This is a genomic window from Sphingobium sp., from assembly GCF_041987595.1.
In the GTDB taxonomy this organism is placed as follows: domain Bacteria; phylum Pseudomonadota; class Alphaproteobacteria; order Sphingomonadales; family Sphingomonadaceae; genus Sphingobium.
This window is the reverse complement of sequence record NZ_JBHIWJ010000025.1, coordinates 34,500-50,685: the sequence shown is the minus strand read 5'-3', so window position 1 is coordinate 50,685 and position 16,186 is coordinate 34,500. Positions and strand designations below refer to the sequence as shown.

Sequence of the window (16,186 nt, the reverse complement as noted above, 5' to 3'; positions counted from 1 at the left end):
GCGCTTTTCACCGCCGCCTCGTCCATGCAATCGCCGGTGATGGTCAGGATATCCGCATCGGGAACGGCGGCGCGGATCGTGTCCTTGCTGCGCGCCAGTCCCTCCTCGCGCCGAGCCATCAGCGCGAGACGCGCCCCGTCGCGAGCCAGTTCCACCGCCGCTGCCGTCGCAATCGCCCCGGATGCGCCCGTAATGAAGGCCGTCCGGCCGTTAAGCGCGCTCATGCGGCACCCACGCGGATGACCGGGCGCCTCTCTTCCCAATCCACGATCAGCCTGCGCCGCGTAAATTGCCATGCCGCCCCAGCGCGCCGCCACTCATCCTGATAGCGGATCGACCAGACCAGCAGTTCGTCGCTGTCCTTCAGCAGATGATCGGCGGTCGAATAGGTTTCGCCCGTCGCCCGGTCGCCCTTGATCGTCGCCACCACCTGATGCACGCGATGAACCGTTGCGCGGAACATCTGCTCCAGCGCATCGATCGAGCGAAGATTCGCCTCGCGGCCCTCGATCGAAAAACCCGGCCCTTCGATCACGATATTTTCGGCCAGCACCTGCGTCCACAAAGCCTTGTCGCGGCGGTCGGCACCCGCCGCATAGAGTTCAGCCGCGCGGCGGATCAGTAGCTGATCCCGTTGTTCCTGCTCCATCATTGCAGCTCCGAAATGGGGGGGAAGGCGGACAGCAGCGCGGCGTCGACATTCTGGACCTGCCCGTTGATCCCCGCGGCACCCCGGCCAAGCAGGAACAGCGCGACCTCGGCCACCTGCTGAGCGGACAGGCCGCCGCGATAGGCCGGATCGGGCAGCCCATCGAGCGGGAGGATCGCATCCTCGCCGGTCATGCCGTTCATCGCGGTCATCACCATGCCGGGACAAATGGCGTTGATCCGCAGCCCCCGCGCCGCAAAAGAGGCCGCGCCGGACCTGACCAGCCCCACCAGACCATGTTTCGAGATCGAGTAGGAGGCGGCCTCGGCAAAGCCGGTCACGGCCGCCAGCGACGCCGTCACCACGCAGGCGCCGCCCGGCCTCAGCCGCGCCAAAGCCTGTTGCACGCCCAGAAATGTCCCGCGCAGATTGATGCCGATCACACGATCGAACATCTCCGTCGTGACCTCTGCCAGAGGCAGATAGGGCTGAAGGATGCCTGCATTCAGAAAGGCGCCGTCGATCCCGCCATAATGCCGTTCCGCCAGATCGAACATGGCGCGATTGTCGTCTTGGCTGGCGATATCCGCCTTGATCGCCACGGCGCGGCCATCGCTTGCCGCGATCAGTTCTACCGTGCGTTCCGCAGCCTTGAGATCGATGTCCGCGACCACGACCCGCGCGCCTTCCAGCGCCAGCCGCTGACTCGCGGCACGGCCAATGCCCGAGCCGCCGCCCGTCACCAAAACGGTCCTGCCGTCAAAAAGTCCGGGGGACGCAACCGCCACCGCCCTCTCCTCTCCCTATTTTCGATAGGGTCATCATCCCCCGGATCTGACCTCGCGCATCATCCATTTGGATTAAGGCCCGGATAATCGCCTCCGCAGGCGGGGGATCAACAAAAAGGCCAGCAAAGGATCAACAGGCGATCCATCTTTACCCCACCCCGTCCCATCCGCTTGCGGGGCAAAAAGGCGGCGCGTTAGCCTCCTTTCGGCACGGTCGCCAGCCATTCGGCGCGAAACAGATGCAAGGGCTTTTGGCTTCGAGGGAAAATGAACCTCTAGAGGAGAGAGAGATGACGGACATGCTGATCCGTGGCGGCACGGTGATCGATGGAACGGGCGCAAAGGGCTATGCCGCCGACGTGCGCATAGCCGGTGGACGGATCACCGAAATCGGAGTGGGACTGAACGCGGCCGCCGGAGAAGAGGTGATCGATGCCAGCGGTTGCTATGTGACGCCCGGCTTCATCGAAAGCCACACCCATTATGACGCCACCATGTGGTGGCAGCCGGATCTGGACCCGCTGCCGGGCAATGGCGCGACCACCGTGATCCTCGGCAATTGCGGCTTTTCCGCAGCGCCGCTGTCGAAGGAAAAGGCGGCTCAGATGGAGATGATCAAGATCTTCTCCTTCTTCGAGGATATTCCCCTGAAGCCCTTTCTGCAGAACGTCCCCTGGGACTGGGAGAAATGGTCGGAATATAAGGCTTCGATGGCGCGCAACATCAGCCTGCCCGCCAATTATTCCGCCTTTGTCGGCCATATCGCGCTGCGACTGGCGGCCATGGGAGTCGAGGCGTGGGATCGGGCCGCGACCCCGCAGGAAATCGCGCGCATGGCTGAATTGCTTGACGATGCGCTGGCGGCTGGCGCGCTCGGCATGTCGGACAATCTGCACGACCATGACGGCGACGATCGCGCCATCCCCACGCTGCTGGCCGACGATGCGGAATTCGAGGCGCTGTTCGCGGTGATGGAGCGCTATCCCGGCACCACCTATCAGGTCATCATCGACACGTTCATGCGCAAGACCGGACCGGAAAGTCTGGAGCGTCTCGGCCGGCTTCTGAAAGGAAGCGCGATCCGCATACAGGTGGCGGGCGGCATCCCCACGCTGGAGTTCCAGAAGGACATCCTGCCCAGATTGCAGGAAACCATGGCCCGGCTCCGGCAAGAGGGCGTGGATATCTGGCCGGGCTATGCCCATGTGTCGCCGACCAGCACGTTGAGCCTCGTCAAGTCGCTGATCTTCGCGCAGTCGAACGACTATGTCTGGCATGAGGTGGTGCTGGCTGAGACCCACGAAGAAAAGGCGCGGCTGCTGGCCGATCCCGACTGGCGGGCGCGGGCGCGGGAAAGCTGGGACACCAAGGCGTGGCCCCATTCGCCGATGAACAATCCCCAAGACCTTTATCTGCTCGACAGCGAAAATGGGGTTGGGCCGGTCGGCGGCACGCTCAAGGAGTTCGCCGATGCCCGCCGACTGCACCGCTCGGACGCCATGGCGCAGTGGATATTGGAGAATGGCACCAAATCGACCGTCCATATGGCACCGTTCCCCAAGGATGAGGCCCTTACCGTCGAACTGATGCTTGATCCCAAAACGGTCGGGAATATCTCCGACGCGGGCGCGCATCTTCAGATGCTTTGCGGGGGGGGCGAGAATATCCTGCTGTTCACCCAATATGTGGCCCAGGGCTTGCTGACGCTGGAGCAGGCCATCCATGTGAAGACCGGCAAGCTCGCGCATTTCTTTGGCCTGCATGATACCGGCGAGATCAAGGTGGGGCGCCGGGCCGATATTGTCGTCTTCGACCTCAAGGACATCGCCTATCGCAATATGGAAAAGCGCTTCGACGTGCCTGATGGGGACGGCGGCACCACCTGGCGCTTCACCCGGCCGCCCGCTCCCATGCGGCTGACGCTGGTGAATGGCGTGACAACATTCGACGGCCGGGCCTATACTGGCGCGCGGCCGGGCGAATATCTGGTTCCGACCGCCGCGGCCAATGACGCAGCAGCGTTGGAAGCTGCGGAATAAGGACAGAAGCAGCGGGCGGATCGCTCCGCCCGCTTCTCATGTCGGGAGGGGATGTGCAGTGCGGAAATTCGGTCCAGTCGATCAGATTGGTTTTCTGGTAGAGGATCTGGACGCGAGCATTGCCCGCTGGATCGGCCATTCCGGTGTCGGACCGTGGACGGTTTTTCGCAATGTCGCCCTTGACGGCTTTTATCGGAGCGTGCCGACCCATGTGACGATGAATGTCGGTCTTTCCTATCAGGACGACATGCAGATCGAACTTATTCAGGTCACGAATGAGGCACCCTCACCCTATCGGAACGAAGCGGGCGCGCCATTGCTGGGTCTGCACCATATCGCCCGGATTGTCGATGATCTGGACGCTGCCGTAGCGACAGCCATCGAAGGCGGTATGGAAATCGCCTTCACGGCGCAGAATCCGGCAACGCGCGTCGCCTATCTGAACGTGCCCGACGAGCCGAACCTGCTGTTCGAATTCATCTGCGGTCCGGACATGCGCGCCATGGCAACCGCGGGGATCGCCGCAGCGCGCATCTGGGACGGTTCCGATGCCGTCACCGTGATCGATCTCGCCGCCCGGATTTGATCCGGCGCCGAGCGGCCAGCGCCGGATCAAATCCCTTGCTCATTCGGCGGCCATTGAATGCGTCGCATGGGCAGGTCGGGGGTCCTCGCTTACCGCGTTGGTCCATGTCCACTCGCCCGGCCTGGGAGGATTGGTTATGCCGAATTCCTCGCGAATATCCGTCACCTGCCAGTCCATATAGTCGCGATAGGGGATAAGGAACAGCGGATGTTTCCAGCTCCTTCCCTGAGCCGCCCCAATATCTTCCGCATCCAGCTCGATCTTGACGGCCTCGGGATAAAATAGCCCGCTTTTCATGATGGTCTTGGCGCGAAGATAGGCGCCGACCCGGTTGAAGAACGACGCCAGTTCAGGAACGAAATATTGGTAGAGCGCCCGCATGTTTGCGGCGAGAAGCGCGATCTCTCCGGCATGATTGGTTTCAAAGCCGGTGATCATATGTTCAATGTCATGGGCATGGGTCCGCTCCTTCATATAGAAATCGAAGTCGGTCTTGATCTCCAAGCCCTGGAAGAAATGATCCATATTATAGCCGCTGTTGACGACAAAATCATGGATCACGGCGCGCAGCGTTCCCGGTTCCGCTCCCGCCAGTTCCTCTGTCTTGAACAGAGACACTTTCCTGCCGTCCAGCCAGCTCCTGAATTCGGGCAAGCGGGCTTTTTCCTCCTCGAACAGCTGGAAGATTCGTGGCCAGTCCTCCAGTTCCATCAAAATCTTCACGACATCGGGGATAAAGGCGGTGTTGGGCAGTTCGGCGCCGTTCCGCCGCAGCATTTCCTGCGCGATCAGGGCGCGCAGTTGCGGATGATTGAGATAAGGTGAAGAACTGATCAGAACCGAGCTTTCCGTCTTAAAGGCTGGCCCCGAACCATTATAATAAGCGAAATCCGCATCGCTGACGCGGGATGCAATATCATTGTCCATCGTCTCTCTCCTCACTCTTCATTCAAAATGACATGCCCAGTTCGACGCCATAGGTCCGGCCGCGTTCGTAACTGGTCACCAGTTGCAGCACGGGCGACCCGAAGGGGTTGTAGCGTTTGTTGAACAGATTTTGCCCGAACAGCGACAGGGAAGCCTTCGCCCCGCCCAACGGCATGTCCATCCAGCCGATCCGGCCATCGACCAGCCAATAAGCCTTGGTATAGGCATAGCGCTCCAGATCAGCCAGATTGCCTGACAGATCGTAGAAGGGCGTCGAAACAAGGGGTGCGCGGCTGCGGTAACGGGCGTCCACCCGCCCGGACACATAACCGCCCATCGCCATTTCCGGCGCATCATATTGCGCCGAAGCCCGCCCCTGCCATTTGGAGGCGAAGGTCGTGCGCGCAATATCCGCGACTTCAGCACCGTTCAGGATAAAGCTTTTATAGTTGAAATCGGTATAGCTGAGGTTTCCGCTCAATGTCAGGCCGCGCAGCGGCACCAGATCGGCCTCTATCTCGAATCCCTTAATGTCAGCCTTTCCTGCATTGTTGAAGAACTGACGACCGTTGATGAAATTCTGGGTTTGAAGGTCCCTGTAGTCACTATAGAAAAGAGCGATATTGGTTCGAAGCCGATTGCCCCAACTCTGCGCTTTTAGACCCAATTCATAGGCGGTCAGCGTCTCGGGCTTGTAGGGAATGCCGCTCAATATTCCGCCCGCGACATAGCCGGTCGAAACCTTGCCATAAGCCGTCACGCGATTGCTGGGCCTCCAGGTGAGGATCGCGGCCCATGTCGCCTTCTTATAGTCGACCTGATAGTCGCCCACGCCCAGTTGACCGCCCTGTCCGCCGGAAATCTCGTAAATCCGGTTCTCGCGCTTGTCGATCGTGTAGCGCAGGCCGCCGGTTACATCGATCGTCTCCGTTAGATGATAGGTGAGCTGACCATAAGCGGCATAGCTGTCGTTGATCGCCCGCGTCCGCGTCACGCCGCTGCCAAAGACGCTGTCGAGCGACGGGTTGAAGTCTGCTGCATTGACGACGCCATCGCCATTCAGGTCGAACGGCAGCTGGCCCACAGGCAGACCGGCGATGACGCCCACTGTGGACGTGTTGACGACCACGCCGTTGGCGACGGGCTGGAATATGCCCAGTATATCGGTCGCAGGCGTGTTTTCATGGAAATAGAATAGTCCTGCGGTAAGATCGACGCTGCCTGATGTCAGCTGAACCTGAAATTCCTGACTGAACTGCTTCTGGCGGGTCGAGCGCGAGGTCAGCAGCGAAAAGAAGGAGTCATTCGGACCTGGCGCATTGGTCGGGTCCAGCACACCGCCCACATTGCCCGCCAGCAGAGCCTGCAATTGTGCCGTGGAGAAGCGCAGACCGCCCGATGCGGCAAGATCATAGATATTGGGGTCCTGCCGGAACTTGCGATAGGCAGAAATGCTTTTGAACGTAATCGCGTCGCTCAAAGGATAGGTCAGCGTCAGGCTGTGCCCTTGGGTCACCACATGTTCGGCGCTCGTGGCATTGGCAACTGAGGTCAGCCGTTCGGCAGAAATATTGGTGACGCCGCCGAACAAGGGCTGAAACGCAATGATTGGCGACAGAAGCTGACCTGAAGCATCGGGAATGACCCCGAAGCTTTGCATCGGCCTGCCCGTAGAGCGCGCATCGGTATAGTCGAAACGATAATCCGTCACCAGATCACCCAGATCGAGCCGCGCGGCCACGCCGACGCCGTCAACATTGCGATCGCCCAATCGTTTCGCAATTCTCTGCACGCCGAAGGACGATACGCGCTGGGTGAGGTCAATCGTCCGCCCCCCCAGCAAGTTGCGATAATCGCCCTCAATCCCGTCATGCAGATAGGAAATCTTGAGCGACAACGGACCGAAGGCCGGCAGGTCGACCGAAATCTTTCCCCTTTTCGCATCATAATTGCCATAGGAGATGGAGCCTCGCACGCCAAACTCGCCTGAAGGCGCCGCGGTAGTGAGGCTGATCGCGCCGCTGGTCGCGTTGCGTCCGAACAGCGTGCCCTGCGGCCCGCGCAACACCTCCACCCGCTGTATGTCCGACAGATCGAAGATCGAACCCACGGTCCGGCCGATATAGACGCCGTCCAGATAAATGCCGACCTTGGGATCGACGGCATTGTTGGAGGTGCCGGAGGCCACGCCCCGGATGATGATCGTGGGGTTTGATTGCAGCCCCTGACTGTTGATCTGAAGGTTGGGCGCGATACCGGCGAGATTGCGGACGTTGGTGACACGCAACTGGTCAAGCTGTTCCGCGCCGATGGCCGTCACGGCGACAGGCACTTTCTGAAGGCTTTCCTCCCGGCGCTGCGCGGTCACGATGATGTCGGCCAGTTGCCCGCCGGCCGACGCCTGTTGCGCATCCGCCGTCTGCGCCAGAACCGTTGTCGCGGCGAGCGACGATATGCCCGCGAGTACAACGGCAATCAATGAATGCATGGCAATCCCCTTCCTTTCGTCGGGCGATGCCATCCCTCAACACGGGCCAGGCCCTTTTCAGGCTCTGATCCCCGTCCATGCAGAATGCGAACAGGCACTCGTGCACGGACGTCTGGCGGTTTGCCGCCATTATCCCCTTCGTAATGCAGCTGGATCGGCGGCCCACAGCCGCCGGCACCCCATTCCGCATCCTCTCAACGCCAGTGTGGCGCGCTATTTCTTATAGCGTCGGCCAGTCGACCTTATTTATACGCAAGGTGACTTGAAATGATCCATTCGTCAAGCGTGATGCGCAGCCTAGCGCGACTTGAGCGGCGCAACTGGACAGGCCACCGCCAGTACCGCGTGCCATTCCCCCGGCAAGGCGCTGCTGCGGCGGTCCTCCCGCGCAATTTCCCGCAATTCGCCGCGGAACCGCTCGATCCGCTCCGCCACGCGCGCTACGCCGACGGGCGACAATTTCAGCGTTTCCGCGCCAAAAATCGTTTCCGGATCGCCGTAATCCAGTTCGAAGAACAGATGTTTCATATGCTGTTCGAAATGACGGCGCATAGGCTCTCGCTGCCAGACATGGGCCGGGTCCAGCCGCGCCCTCAGCCGCCCCCCCGGCAGTTGGTCCACCAGCGCCAGCCTTTGCAGGCGATCGACATGCTGAAGGATGTTTTCGGGCGATATTCCAAAGCCTTCCTGGGCTTCCGAAACCGGCCAACCGGTGATGATGATAAAGAAAACGGTCGACAGTTCCGGGCTGGCGGTCAGTGCCTTTTCCTGCGCCAGAGTCAATTTATCGGACGATCGATCGGGAATTGCGCTCTCTTCGGCCAGTTCGGTGAGGGTGGTATCGGCCAGCGCGCAAAGCTGCGACAGGGTGCGAAGACTCAGCCCCCGACCATGCAGCCATCTCTTGATCGTCGCGGTCCCGACATCCAGTTTTTTCGCGAGATCGGCCTGCGTCAGTCCGGCAGACCGCAAGCGCCGCCTCAAGGTGGCGAGCAACTGCTCATGTTCCCCGGCAAAAGGGTCGCCGGGCGAAAGCGATGGGCTCACCAGATGATCCCTTCCATTGCGGCGAAGATGCTGTTTTGCCATCCCGACGCTACATTGCTGCCTGCGATGTTTGATCGCGGAATTCTCCGGGATCGATATCCATCCCTCGACTCTTCGGCTGCACGCCATTTGTGCAGCCGAAGCTTGTTCCAGGCCGTGCTGACCACACATCCCCCATATTGCATCGGGATCAAAGCCCCCGGCGCCGTTCGACCAGCCAGATCCCCAGCTCGTCAAAGGCCAGCGGCTCCAGAAAGGAGAGGCCTACGGCCCCGCCACCAACCCAGCGCACGCCGCCTCTCCGTTCCGGCAAGCCCGGAATGTGAAGCGCAAGCACCTGGTCCTTTTCAGGTTCGAGATCCGTCTCGAGCCGCGCGCCCCCTTGCGAGACATTAATGAGGCGCCCGGCAAAACGGCGTCCGTCCCGCCGCAGTTCAACCAGACAATCGACGGCAAAACGCGGCGCCCGCACCAAACCCTGCTCGACCGTGCGCACCGTCGCTCGCGCCAGCGTCTGGTTCACCTCGATCGGCTGATCGAAGGCAATGCCCATCCGCCCTTCGCGAGTCCAGCGCACCCGCCCCGACAGACGATCCCCTGCCTTGAGTTCGATCTCGACCGGATCATCTTCCCCCAAGGGCACATGGACCTCCGCCATCAGCCCTCCGCTCGACAGATTGCGGATGCGGCACAAGGCCTCCCCGTGGCGACTGAACAATTTGCCGATCAGTAGAATGGTGGTGACGCGCGCCTCGCGGGACGCCTGCGGGCGACCGGCTGTTTCGCCGGTTTCAGGCTCATTTCCGGACTGGTCGGGTAAAGGCATTCATGCCTCCTTTCCTGCTCGGCAAAGATGGAAGATCATCGCTTCGGGCGATCATGGCATCACGGCAAGGAATGAGGACAACCGGAGCCAATCGGCCATTGACCATCCGCACGCCCATCATATGCAAACGGCAGCTTCGCCCGCACTGATTCCCCTTCTCCCCTCGGCACACCCCTGGCACACCTTTGAGAAGAGCATAACCAAAACGCGGCCGGCTGGAAAGATAAGGAACGTCATCCTTGCTCCGAAAACGGCAAATTCGCTCATAATTCCAGTTGAATGCATGTCGAAACGGGCCGTCAGCAGAGAAATGAGGGCGGAGCCATCCGATCGGGCGATCTGCCCGGCTCTTCCGGTCAACTCCTTTGACAGTCTTGCGTTCGGATCGATTTAGGACGAACATCGCCGTTCCAAAACGACCATCTTCAAGAAGAAAGTTGGACAGGCTGGAGGAGAGCAGGGATGAGCGGCAGTGAAGTGCGGGCCATCGCGCTCGTGGGCCCAGCAGGAGCAGGGAAGACAAGCCTTGCCGAAGCGATATTGTTCGTCACCGGCGCAATCCCGAGACAGGGATCAGTTCAGGCGGCCAACACGGTTGGGGACGCGAGCCCCGAAGCGCGGGAGCGGGGAAGCTCCACGGAGCTCAACCTATTTCATTTTGAATGGATGGGCGATTCCTTTGCTCTGATCGACGCCCCCGGTTCGCCGGGCTTCGCCACCGATGCCGCCATGGCATTGCATGTCGCGGATCTGGCCATCGTCGTTATCGATCCCGATCCGGCGCGGGCGCCCCTGGTGGAACCTGCGTTGCGCAGGCTGGAACAGGCCGCCATTCCCCATGCCCTGTTCGTCAACAAGATCGATCAGGCGCGGGGCAGCATAGAGGAACTGCTCGCCGCGCTGGCACCGATGAGCAAGGCCGCGCTGGTCGCCCGCCAGATTCCGACCCGTTCGGACGACCGGATCGACGGCTTTGTAGACCTCGCGCTCGAACGCGCCTTTCATTATGAGGCAGGCAGGCAGTCGCAACCTGTGGCGCTGCCGTCCGACTTGCAGAGCGCCGAGACCGCGGCCCGCTTCCATATGCTCGAACAGCTTGCAGATCATGACGATATATTGCTGGAACAGTTGCTTTCCGACGAACAGCCAAGCCTTGACGTGATCTTCGCTGATCTCGCGCGCGAAACTGCCAGCGGATTGATCGTGCCGGTGTTGTTCGGTTCGGCATCCAACGGCTTCGGCATTCGCCGGCTGCTGAAGATGCTCCGCCATGACACGCCCACGCCCACGGAAACGGCCGGGCGGATCGGCATAGAGGGAAAGTCGGCGCAGATCTTCAAAATCTCCAACGCTGCCACGGTGGGAAGGCTCGCGCTCGCCCGGCTCTTTGGCGGCCGGATCACTGACGGCGCGGAACTGACCGATAGCGCAGGCCAGCCAGTCCGTGCCGGCGGCCTGTTCGCGGTTCAGGGGGCCGGCACGGCCAAGATCGCGGCGGCCGAACCCGGCGCGATCATTGGCATCGCCAAGGTCGACACGGTCAAGGCCGGCGATCTGGTCGGGCTGACCGGATCGGTCCCATCAGGAAAGCGCGGAGGGACTGCGTTCGTGGCCAATTGCGCTCTGGCGATCGCTGCAAAGGATCATAAGGACGAGGTCAGGCTGTCTGCTGCGCTGCACCGGCTGACCGAGGAGGATGCCGGTCTGCGCTGGGAGCAGAACGACGCCTCGCGGGAGACCCTGCTGCACGGCATGAGCGAGGAGCATCTTGCCGTAGCGATCAACCGGCTGAAACGCCGCTATGGCATTGCCATTGCAGTCAGGCCGCCGACGATCGGCTATAGGGAAACCATCCGCAAGCCCATCACGCAGCGCGGCCGGCACAAGAAGCAGTCCGGCGGGCACGGCCAATATGGCGATGTGGTGCTCGAAGTTGCGCCGCTGGAGCGGGGCGAAGGCGTCCGCTTCGAGGAAAGGATCACCGGTGGCGCCGTGCCCAAACAATGGATTCCGGCTGTCGAAAAGGGCATGAGGGACGCACTGGAAAAAGGGCCTCTGGGCTTTCCGGTGGTGGATGTCATGGCGACCCTGATCGATGGGTCGTTCCACAGCGTAGACAGTTCCGAACTGGCGTTCCGCACAGCGGCGCGTATCGCCATGGCCGACGCGTTGGCGGGCGCATCCCCCTATCTGCTGGAACCTATCGCCCATGTGACGATCATGACGCCGGGAAGTGCCACCTCTCGAATCACATCCGCGGTATCGAGCCGGAGAGGCCAGATGCTCCGCATGACGTCGCTGGACGGCTGGTCGCAATGGGATGTGATCGAGCTGTTGCTGCCCGAAGCGGCATTGCATGGGCTGGAGGCCGAGCTTCGATCGTTGAGTCAGGGCATGGCGCATTATGAGGCGCATTTCGACCATCTGTCCGAAGTGACAGGCAAGCTCGCGGACACCATCGTTCAGGGCGTTCGGGAGCATGCCTAGAGCCTTTTCCAACAGGTGGACCTGCTTGGCTCGGAAAAGGCGGACAATAGGGGCCTGGAGCCGCCGAACCGATGTGATCGGATCGGAAGCTGCTTTAGCGATCATTCAAACAGGTCGAGTGAAACAGCTTCCGCCATCGCCCGATAGCCCTCCGGCGAGGGATGCAGGGCGTCGCCCATGTCATAGCGCGAGAGGAGATGATCGGGACGGGCCGGGTCGCGCATGATCCGGTCGAAATCGATCACTGCGTCGAAATTTCCCGGTTCCCTGATCCAGCGGTTCACGGCCTGCCTGTCCGCTTCATTGCGCGCATCAGGATGATAATAGGCCGTGCCCATGAAGGGCAGTATCGTTGCGCCGATCACCTTGATCCCTTTTGCCCGTCCCCGCGCCACGATCTGGCGATACGCGCCTATCATGCGGTCCACCAGTTGCGCATGCTCCGCTTCGCTGACTGGCGCCTCCCGCGTCAGCGTACCGATATCGTTGATACCTTCGAGCAGGATCAGATAGCCAACCCCAGGCTGCGCCAGCACATCGCGGTCGAAGCGGGCCAGCGCGTTGGGACCAAGGCCGTCTTCCAGAAGACGATTACCTCCTATGCCCTGATTGACCACCGCCAGATGTCGCTTCTTCGGATCAGCCTGAAGCCTGCGGGCGAGATTGTCGGTCCATCGGTCATTACCGTCGGTCGTGGAGCCGCGCCCGTCCGTGATCGAATCCCCAAGGGCGACGATCACCCCAGCCGGTTTGCAGGTCTCCACTTCCAGCGCGCTTAACGAAAACCAATGTTCCACCGCCGTCGCGCCGGTCATGGCGGGATCGGCCAGATGATCGCCCTTGAGCAGCCAACTCGTCGCCCGCGATCCAGGGTGGGAAGTCTGCTCCGACGGTTCCTCCTGATAGCGGATGCTGACCGCCAGATTATCGAACGCCCGTACCGGCAGGGTCACTGGATCGGACAGATAATCCGCGCCTGCCGGGATGGTGACATCAGCGCGCCCGTTGAAGCGGAGCGGGATCAGCGTCGCGGCATCCACGCCCGCGCCCTTTGCGCCGAGCGCGCGCGAAAGGGTGGCGCCGCCGATCTGCAGGAACTTCGTGCCCGCGAGGTTCGACAGGCGCACGCGAACCCGGTTGCCCGCTATGGATGGACGGATGATTTGCCGCAGGGTACTCCCGGCCAGCATGTCGGGGGCAAGCCGGTTTTCACCTGTCGGCACCATCTGCGCCGAGGCCCATCCCGCGACCCATTGCGGCGAGCAGGCTGAGGCAAGCGCGGGTGGCGCCGCAAGGACGGTCAAAGGAAGAAGGAGGGGAGCCAATCGCAATAGCATGGTCATCTATCCATGACAGAAAGAAAGAGGGCCGGCCTTTCGGCCGGCCCTCAGGTCCCTGGGGGAGGATCAGAAATTGGCCCGCACGCCCGCCATTACCGTCCGGCCCGGATAATAGACCGAATAGGGCGCGTTATCATATTCGAAGTTCGTGCGGAGCGGCTCGTTCGTGATGTTGAGAACGTCGAGCGTCAGGCGGAACGCTTTATTGAGGAAAGGCAGCTGATAACCCGCCGACATATCGAGCTGACCGCGGGCGGCTGAGCGCAGATTGGCATTGGCGATACCGTTCTGCGGACCGTTGAGCGCAATCGCCTTGTCGTTCCACACATAGTTCAGGCTGACCGATAGGCCGTTATTTTCATAGAAGCCCTGAAGATTGTACGACCATTTGGACACTCCCGTCGCAACGAGTCCCGAAGACGAAGATTGCTTCAGATAGGTGCCGTTGGCCGAGAAACCCAGGCCCCTGACCAGAAAGTCCAGCGGCTGGACCCAGGTCGCTTCGATGCCCTTGATCTTGAGATCCCTGAGGTTGATCGGACGGTTCACCGTGATTGGCAGGTCGTTCACCGGAACCCCAGTCTGGAGCGACCGGTCGTTGAGCGCATTCTGCTGCGTCGAAATCAGGCTGCTGAACGGAATGTTCAGCGATCCGAAGGTGACATTTTGCGACTGGGTGACTGTGAATCCCTGGACGTTCTTCATGAATAGTGACAGGCCAACATAACCAATACCGCCGGTATAGACTTCGCCGCCAAGGTCATAATTGTCTGAAGTATAAGGCTTCAGATCAGGATTACCCGCAGTGGCCACCAGCGCCGACGGATCGGAGAAGGTAACGCCCGGGAGGATCTGACTGGCGTCGGGCCGCGTCATCGTCCGCGATGCCGAGGCGCGCAGCTTCACATTGTCCATCACATCATAGGTCAGGTTGATCGACGGAAGGAAATTGTCGTAGGTCGAACGCGACGTGATATCGACGATCGCCGTCCCGATCTGGCTGGGACCGATCACTTCCTGACGGGTGCGGGCATAGCGCATGCCCGTGTTGATATGCAGGTCACGGCCTGCGATCGTGGTCACGCCGTTCAGCTCGAAATAGGCGCCCCAAACCTGTTCGTCCATGTCGCCGGTCGCGCCGCCCGTCACCGCACCCCGCGTTTCCGGGGCACTGTCGCGATAGCTGGCATAGTCGGTCGCCTGCTTGATCGCTTCGAAGTCCGGGCGGATATAGTTGGTGAAGCCGATGTTCCCGCTGGCGAGATGACCGAAATTGGTGGTCGAACCAGGGCTTAGATAGCCCGCAATAGCACTGGTGGGGATCGAACCGCTATTGCCCGTGCAACCCGTTCCGCACACTGACAGCTGGTAGGCGGGGCTGTTGTCATAGGCGCGAATGGTGCGCTGTGCCCGGTCATAGGCGGCGCCGACCTTCACGTTGAAACTGTCGTCACCATAGGTGACGTCCAGATGAGCGCCCTTCGTTTCGGTCGTTCGGCGAACCAGCGCGACATTCTGGCGATACCATTGCCATAGACCGTTGTTGGGATCGTTCAAATCGACATTGGTGGTGATCGCCGGATAGTCGCCCTGCCCCGTATTGTCGAAATAGACGTCCACACCGGACTGCGGAGCAGTCTGGAACGCCCAGGTCGGCTGTTCGCGGAAGAAGCGGCTCTTCGACCAGTTGGCGCTCAGGTCCACCTTCAGCATGTCGCTGGGCTTCCAGCTGACACTCGGGTTGATGTTCCAGAATTTGGTGGTCTGCTTGAACTGGCTGGCTTCAAGGAAGAAGGAGGAATTGGCGAAGGTGCCGCTGGTCACGACGCCATTATTGTCGACGGTCAGATCGATCGGGATCATGCCGCCGGTCGACTGCGCGCTGGTGCCGGGTCCCGAATTGCGCACCTGCCAGTTCATGATCAGGCGATCATAGTTGCGCTTCGACTTGGCCCAGATGCCGTCAAGGGCGAAATGCAACTCGTCGCTGGGACGCCATTCGAGCGAGGCAAGGGCTGAGATACGCGAACGATCGCCTTCGGTCAGCGCCTGACGGCCAAGGCGCGGGATCAGCGCGGTGCTGAGCTGGCTGCGCGTCAGGCCGGAGGTTGCGACGACGTCCACCGGCTGACCCGGAATGAGGCCGTGGCCTGCGTTGTTCGGCACGATCGAGGCGTAGGAGAAATTGTTGCCGCCGGGATCGCCTGCGCCCAGATTGCCGTCGGTCCAGCCGAGCGTTTCGAAGCCATCCACACGGGTCTTCGTCTTCACACCCGCAACGCCCACCAGAATGCCGAACGTGTCGGTGGTGTGGCTGGCGACAATCGCGCCACGCGGCGAAATCTTGTCGTTGCTGTCGGTATACTGCCCCTGCGCGACGACCGTGACATGAGTGCCCGGCTTGTCGAACGGCCGCGCATTGCGCAGGTTGACGGTGCCCGCAATCCCGCCTTCCAAGGTGGAGGGAGTAGGGCTTTTCGCCAAGTCGAGCCGGGTAAACAGTTCCGACGGGAAGAAGTCGAGGTCGACTTCGCGATTGGCGCTGCCGCCGTTGGTACCGCCGTCCGAGGCGACCTGAAGCTGTGAGCCATTCAGCAGAACGCGGGTGAAGCTGGGGCCAAGGCCACGAATGGCAACCTGCGTACCTTCGCCGCTGATGTCGCGGTTCAGGCGCACGCCCGGCATGCGGTTCAGCGTTTCGGCGAGGTTTGTCGCGGGCAGCTTGCCGATATCTTCCGCAAAAATGGAGTCGCCAAATGCGACGGCGCTTTTCTTTGCGTTGGTCGCGCTCTGCAAGCTGCCGCGGATACCGGTAACCACAATGTCGGCGACGTCGCCTTCCTGCTGGGCGACGGCTTGCGGCGCCGCATCCTGTGCAACGGCCACTTGCGCCAGCGTAAGCGCGCCAAAGGCAGAGGCCGCATAAAGGGCCATGCGAAAATGTTGCGTGCGAGAATCAGACATCTCAAAAATCCCCTCCTGAGCGCGGCCTCCGACTATCCGGTAGGC

Annotated in this window: 12 protein-coding genes; 3 read left to right on the top strand and 9 right to left on the bottom strand. The window is 61.2% G+C overall.

The annotated features are described in order from the left end of the window. The 3 genes from ACFC3J_RS09010 to ACFC3J_RS09000 form a co-directional block, all read right to left on the bottom strand. Nucleotides 1-224: SDR family NAD(P)-dependent oxidoreductase (locus ACFC3J_RS09010; RefSeq protein ID WP_375195842.1), on the bottom strand; the 224-nt coding region annotated here is incomplete at its 3' end. Next, nucleotides 221-652 carry a nuclear transport factor 2 family protein gene (locus ACFC3J_RS09005; RefSeq protein WP_375195841.1) on the bottom strand — a complete coding sequence of 144 codons (432 nt, stop codon included), beginning with the start codon at nt 650-652 and terminating at the stop codon, nt 221-223. The genes ACFC3J_RS09010 and ACFC3J_RS09005, both read right to left, overlap by 4 nt. After that, nucleotides 649-1,437: an SDR family NAD(P)-dependent oxidoreductase gene (locus ACFC3J_RS09000; protein WP_375195840.1), complete on the bottom strand. Its 789-nt coding sequence runs from the start codon at nt 1,435-1,437 to the stop codon at nt 649-651. The genes ACFC3J_RS09005 and ACFC3J_RS09000 overlap by 4 nt, the downstream gene beginning before the upstream one ends. Before the next feature lie 290 nt (nt 1,438-1,727). On the opposite strand from ACFC3J_RS09000, the gene ACFC3J_RS08995 reads away from it, so the two are divergent. Further along, nucleotides 1,728-3,476, top strand: a complete 1,749-nt coding sequence (locus ACFC3J_RS08995; protein ID WP_375195839.1) for an amidohydrolase family protein — start codon at nt 1,728-1,730, stop codon at nt 3,474-3,476. 58 nt (nt 3,477-3,534) lie between these two features. After that, nucleotides 3,535-4,062 (top strand): VOC family protein, encoded by a 528-nt coding sequence (locus tag ACFC3J_RS08990; protein ID WP_375195838.1) that lies wholly within the window; start codon nt 3,535-3,537, stop codon nt 4,060-4,062. A 39-nt stretch (nt 4,063-4,101) separates the two neighbouring features. On the opposite strand, the gene ACFC3J_RS08985 is transcribed toward ACFC3J_RS08990, so the two are convergent. From ACFC3J_RS08985 to ACFC3J_RS08970, 4 genes are all read right to left on the bottom strand, one after another. Continuing rightward, nucleotides 4,102-4,989: a hypothetical protein gene (locus ACFC3J_RS08985; RefSeq protein ID WP_375195837.1), complete on the bottom strand. Its 888-nt coding sequence runs from the start codon at nt 4,987-4,989 to the stop codon at nt 4,102-4,104. A 22-nt stretch (nt 4,990-5,011) separates the two neighbouring features. Next, the gene (locus ACFC3J_RS08980; protein WP_375195836.1) at nt 5,012-7,477 is read right to left on the bottom strand and encodes a TonB-dependent receptor; all 2,466 of its coding nucleotides are present in this window, start codon (nt 7,475-7,477) and stop codon (nt 5,012-5,014) included. Nucleotides 7,478-7,774: 297 nt separating this feature from the next. Further along, on the bottom strand, nt 7,775-8,524 hold the full coding sequence (locus ACFC3J_RS08975) for a helix-turn-helix transcriptional regulator (protein ID WP_375195835.1): 750 nt from the start codon (nt 8,522-8,524) through the stop codon (nt 7,775-7,777). A 190-nt stretch (nt 8,525-8,714) separates the two neighbouring features. Then, the gene (locus ACFC3J_RS08970) at nt 8,715-9,350 is read right to left on the bottom strand and encodes a PilZ domain-containing protein (protein ID WP_375195834.1); all 636 of its coding nucleotides are present in this window, start codon (nt 9,348-9,350) and stop codon (nt 8,715-8,717) included. Nucleotides 9,351-9,812: 462 nt separating this feature from the next. On the opposite strand from ACFC3J_RS08970, the gene ACFC3J_RS08965 reads away from it, so the two are divergent. Next, the gene (locus tag ACFC3J_RS08965) at nt 9,813-11,837 is read left to right on the top strand and encodes an elongation factor G (protein WP_375195833.1); all 2,025 of its coding nucleotides are present in this window, start codon (nt 9,813-9,815) and stop codon (nt 11,835-11,837) included. A gap of 101 nt (nt 11,838-11,938) precedes the next feature. Here ACFC3J_RS08965 and ACFC3J_RS08960 read toward each other — a convergent pair whose 3' ends face one another. Together ACFC3J_RS08960 and ACFC3J_RS08955 are read right to left on the bottom strand one after the other, a co-directional pair. After that, nucleotides 11,939-13,174 (bottom strand): SGNH/GDSL hydrolase family protein, encoded by a 1,236-nt coding sequence (locus ACFC3J_RS08960; protein ID WP_375195845.1) that lies wholly within the window; start codon nt 13,172-13,174, stop codon nt 11,939-11,941. A 69-nt stretch (nt 13,175-13,243) separates the two neighbouring features. Beyond that, the gene (locus ACFC3J_RS08955; protein WP_375195832.1) at nt 13,244-16,141 is read right to left on the bottom strand and encodes a TonB-dependent receptor; all 2,898 of its coding nucleotides are present in this window, start codon (nt 16,139-16,141) and stop codon (nt 13,244-13,246) included. Nucleotides 16,142-16,186: the final 45 nt, after the last annotated feature.

Bases quoted from the DNA above. Each gene is read 5' to 3' on its own strand.
- ACFC3J_RS09005 (WP_375195841.1), bottom strand. From the start codon at position 652: ATGATGGAGCAGGAACAACGGGATCAGCTACTGATCCGCCGCGCGGCT.
- ACFC3J_RS08995 (WP_375195839.1), top strand. From the start codon at position 1,728: ATGACGGACATGCTGATCCGTGGCGGCACGGTGATCGATGGAACGGGC.
- ACFC3J_RS08985 (WP_375195837.1), bottom strand. From the start codon at position 4,989: ATGGACAATGATATTGCATCCCGCGTCAGCGATGCGGATTTCGCTTAT.
- ACFC3J_RS08980 (WP_375195836.1), bottom strand. From the start codon at position 7,477: ATGCATTCATTGATTGCCGTTGTACTCGCGGGCATATCGTCGCTCGCC.
- ACFC3J_RS08970 (WP_375195834.1), bottom strand. From the start codon at position 9,350: ATGCCTTTACCCGACCAGTCCGGAAATGAGCCTGAAACCGGCGAAACA.
- ACFC3J_RS08965 (WP_375195833.1), top strand. From the start codon at position 9,813: ATGAGCGGCAGTGAAGTGCGGGCCATCGCGCTCGTGGGCCCAGCAGGA.
- ACFC3J_RS08960 (WP_375195845.1), bottom strand. From the start codon at position 13,174: ATGCTATTGCGATTGGCTCCCCTCCTTCTTCCTTTGACCGTCCTTGCG.
- ACFC3J_RS08955 (WP_375195832.1), bottom strand. From the start codon at position 16,141: ATGTCTGATTCTCGCACGCAACATTTTCGCATGGCCCTTTATGCGGCC.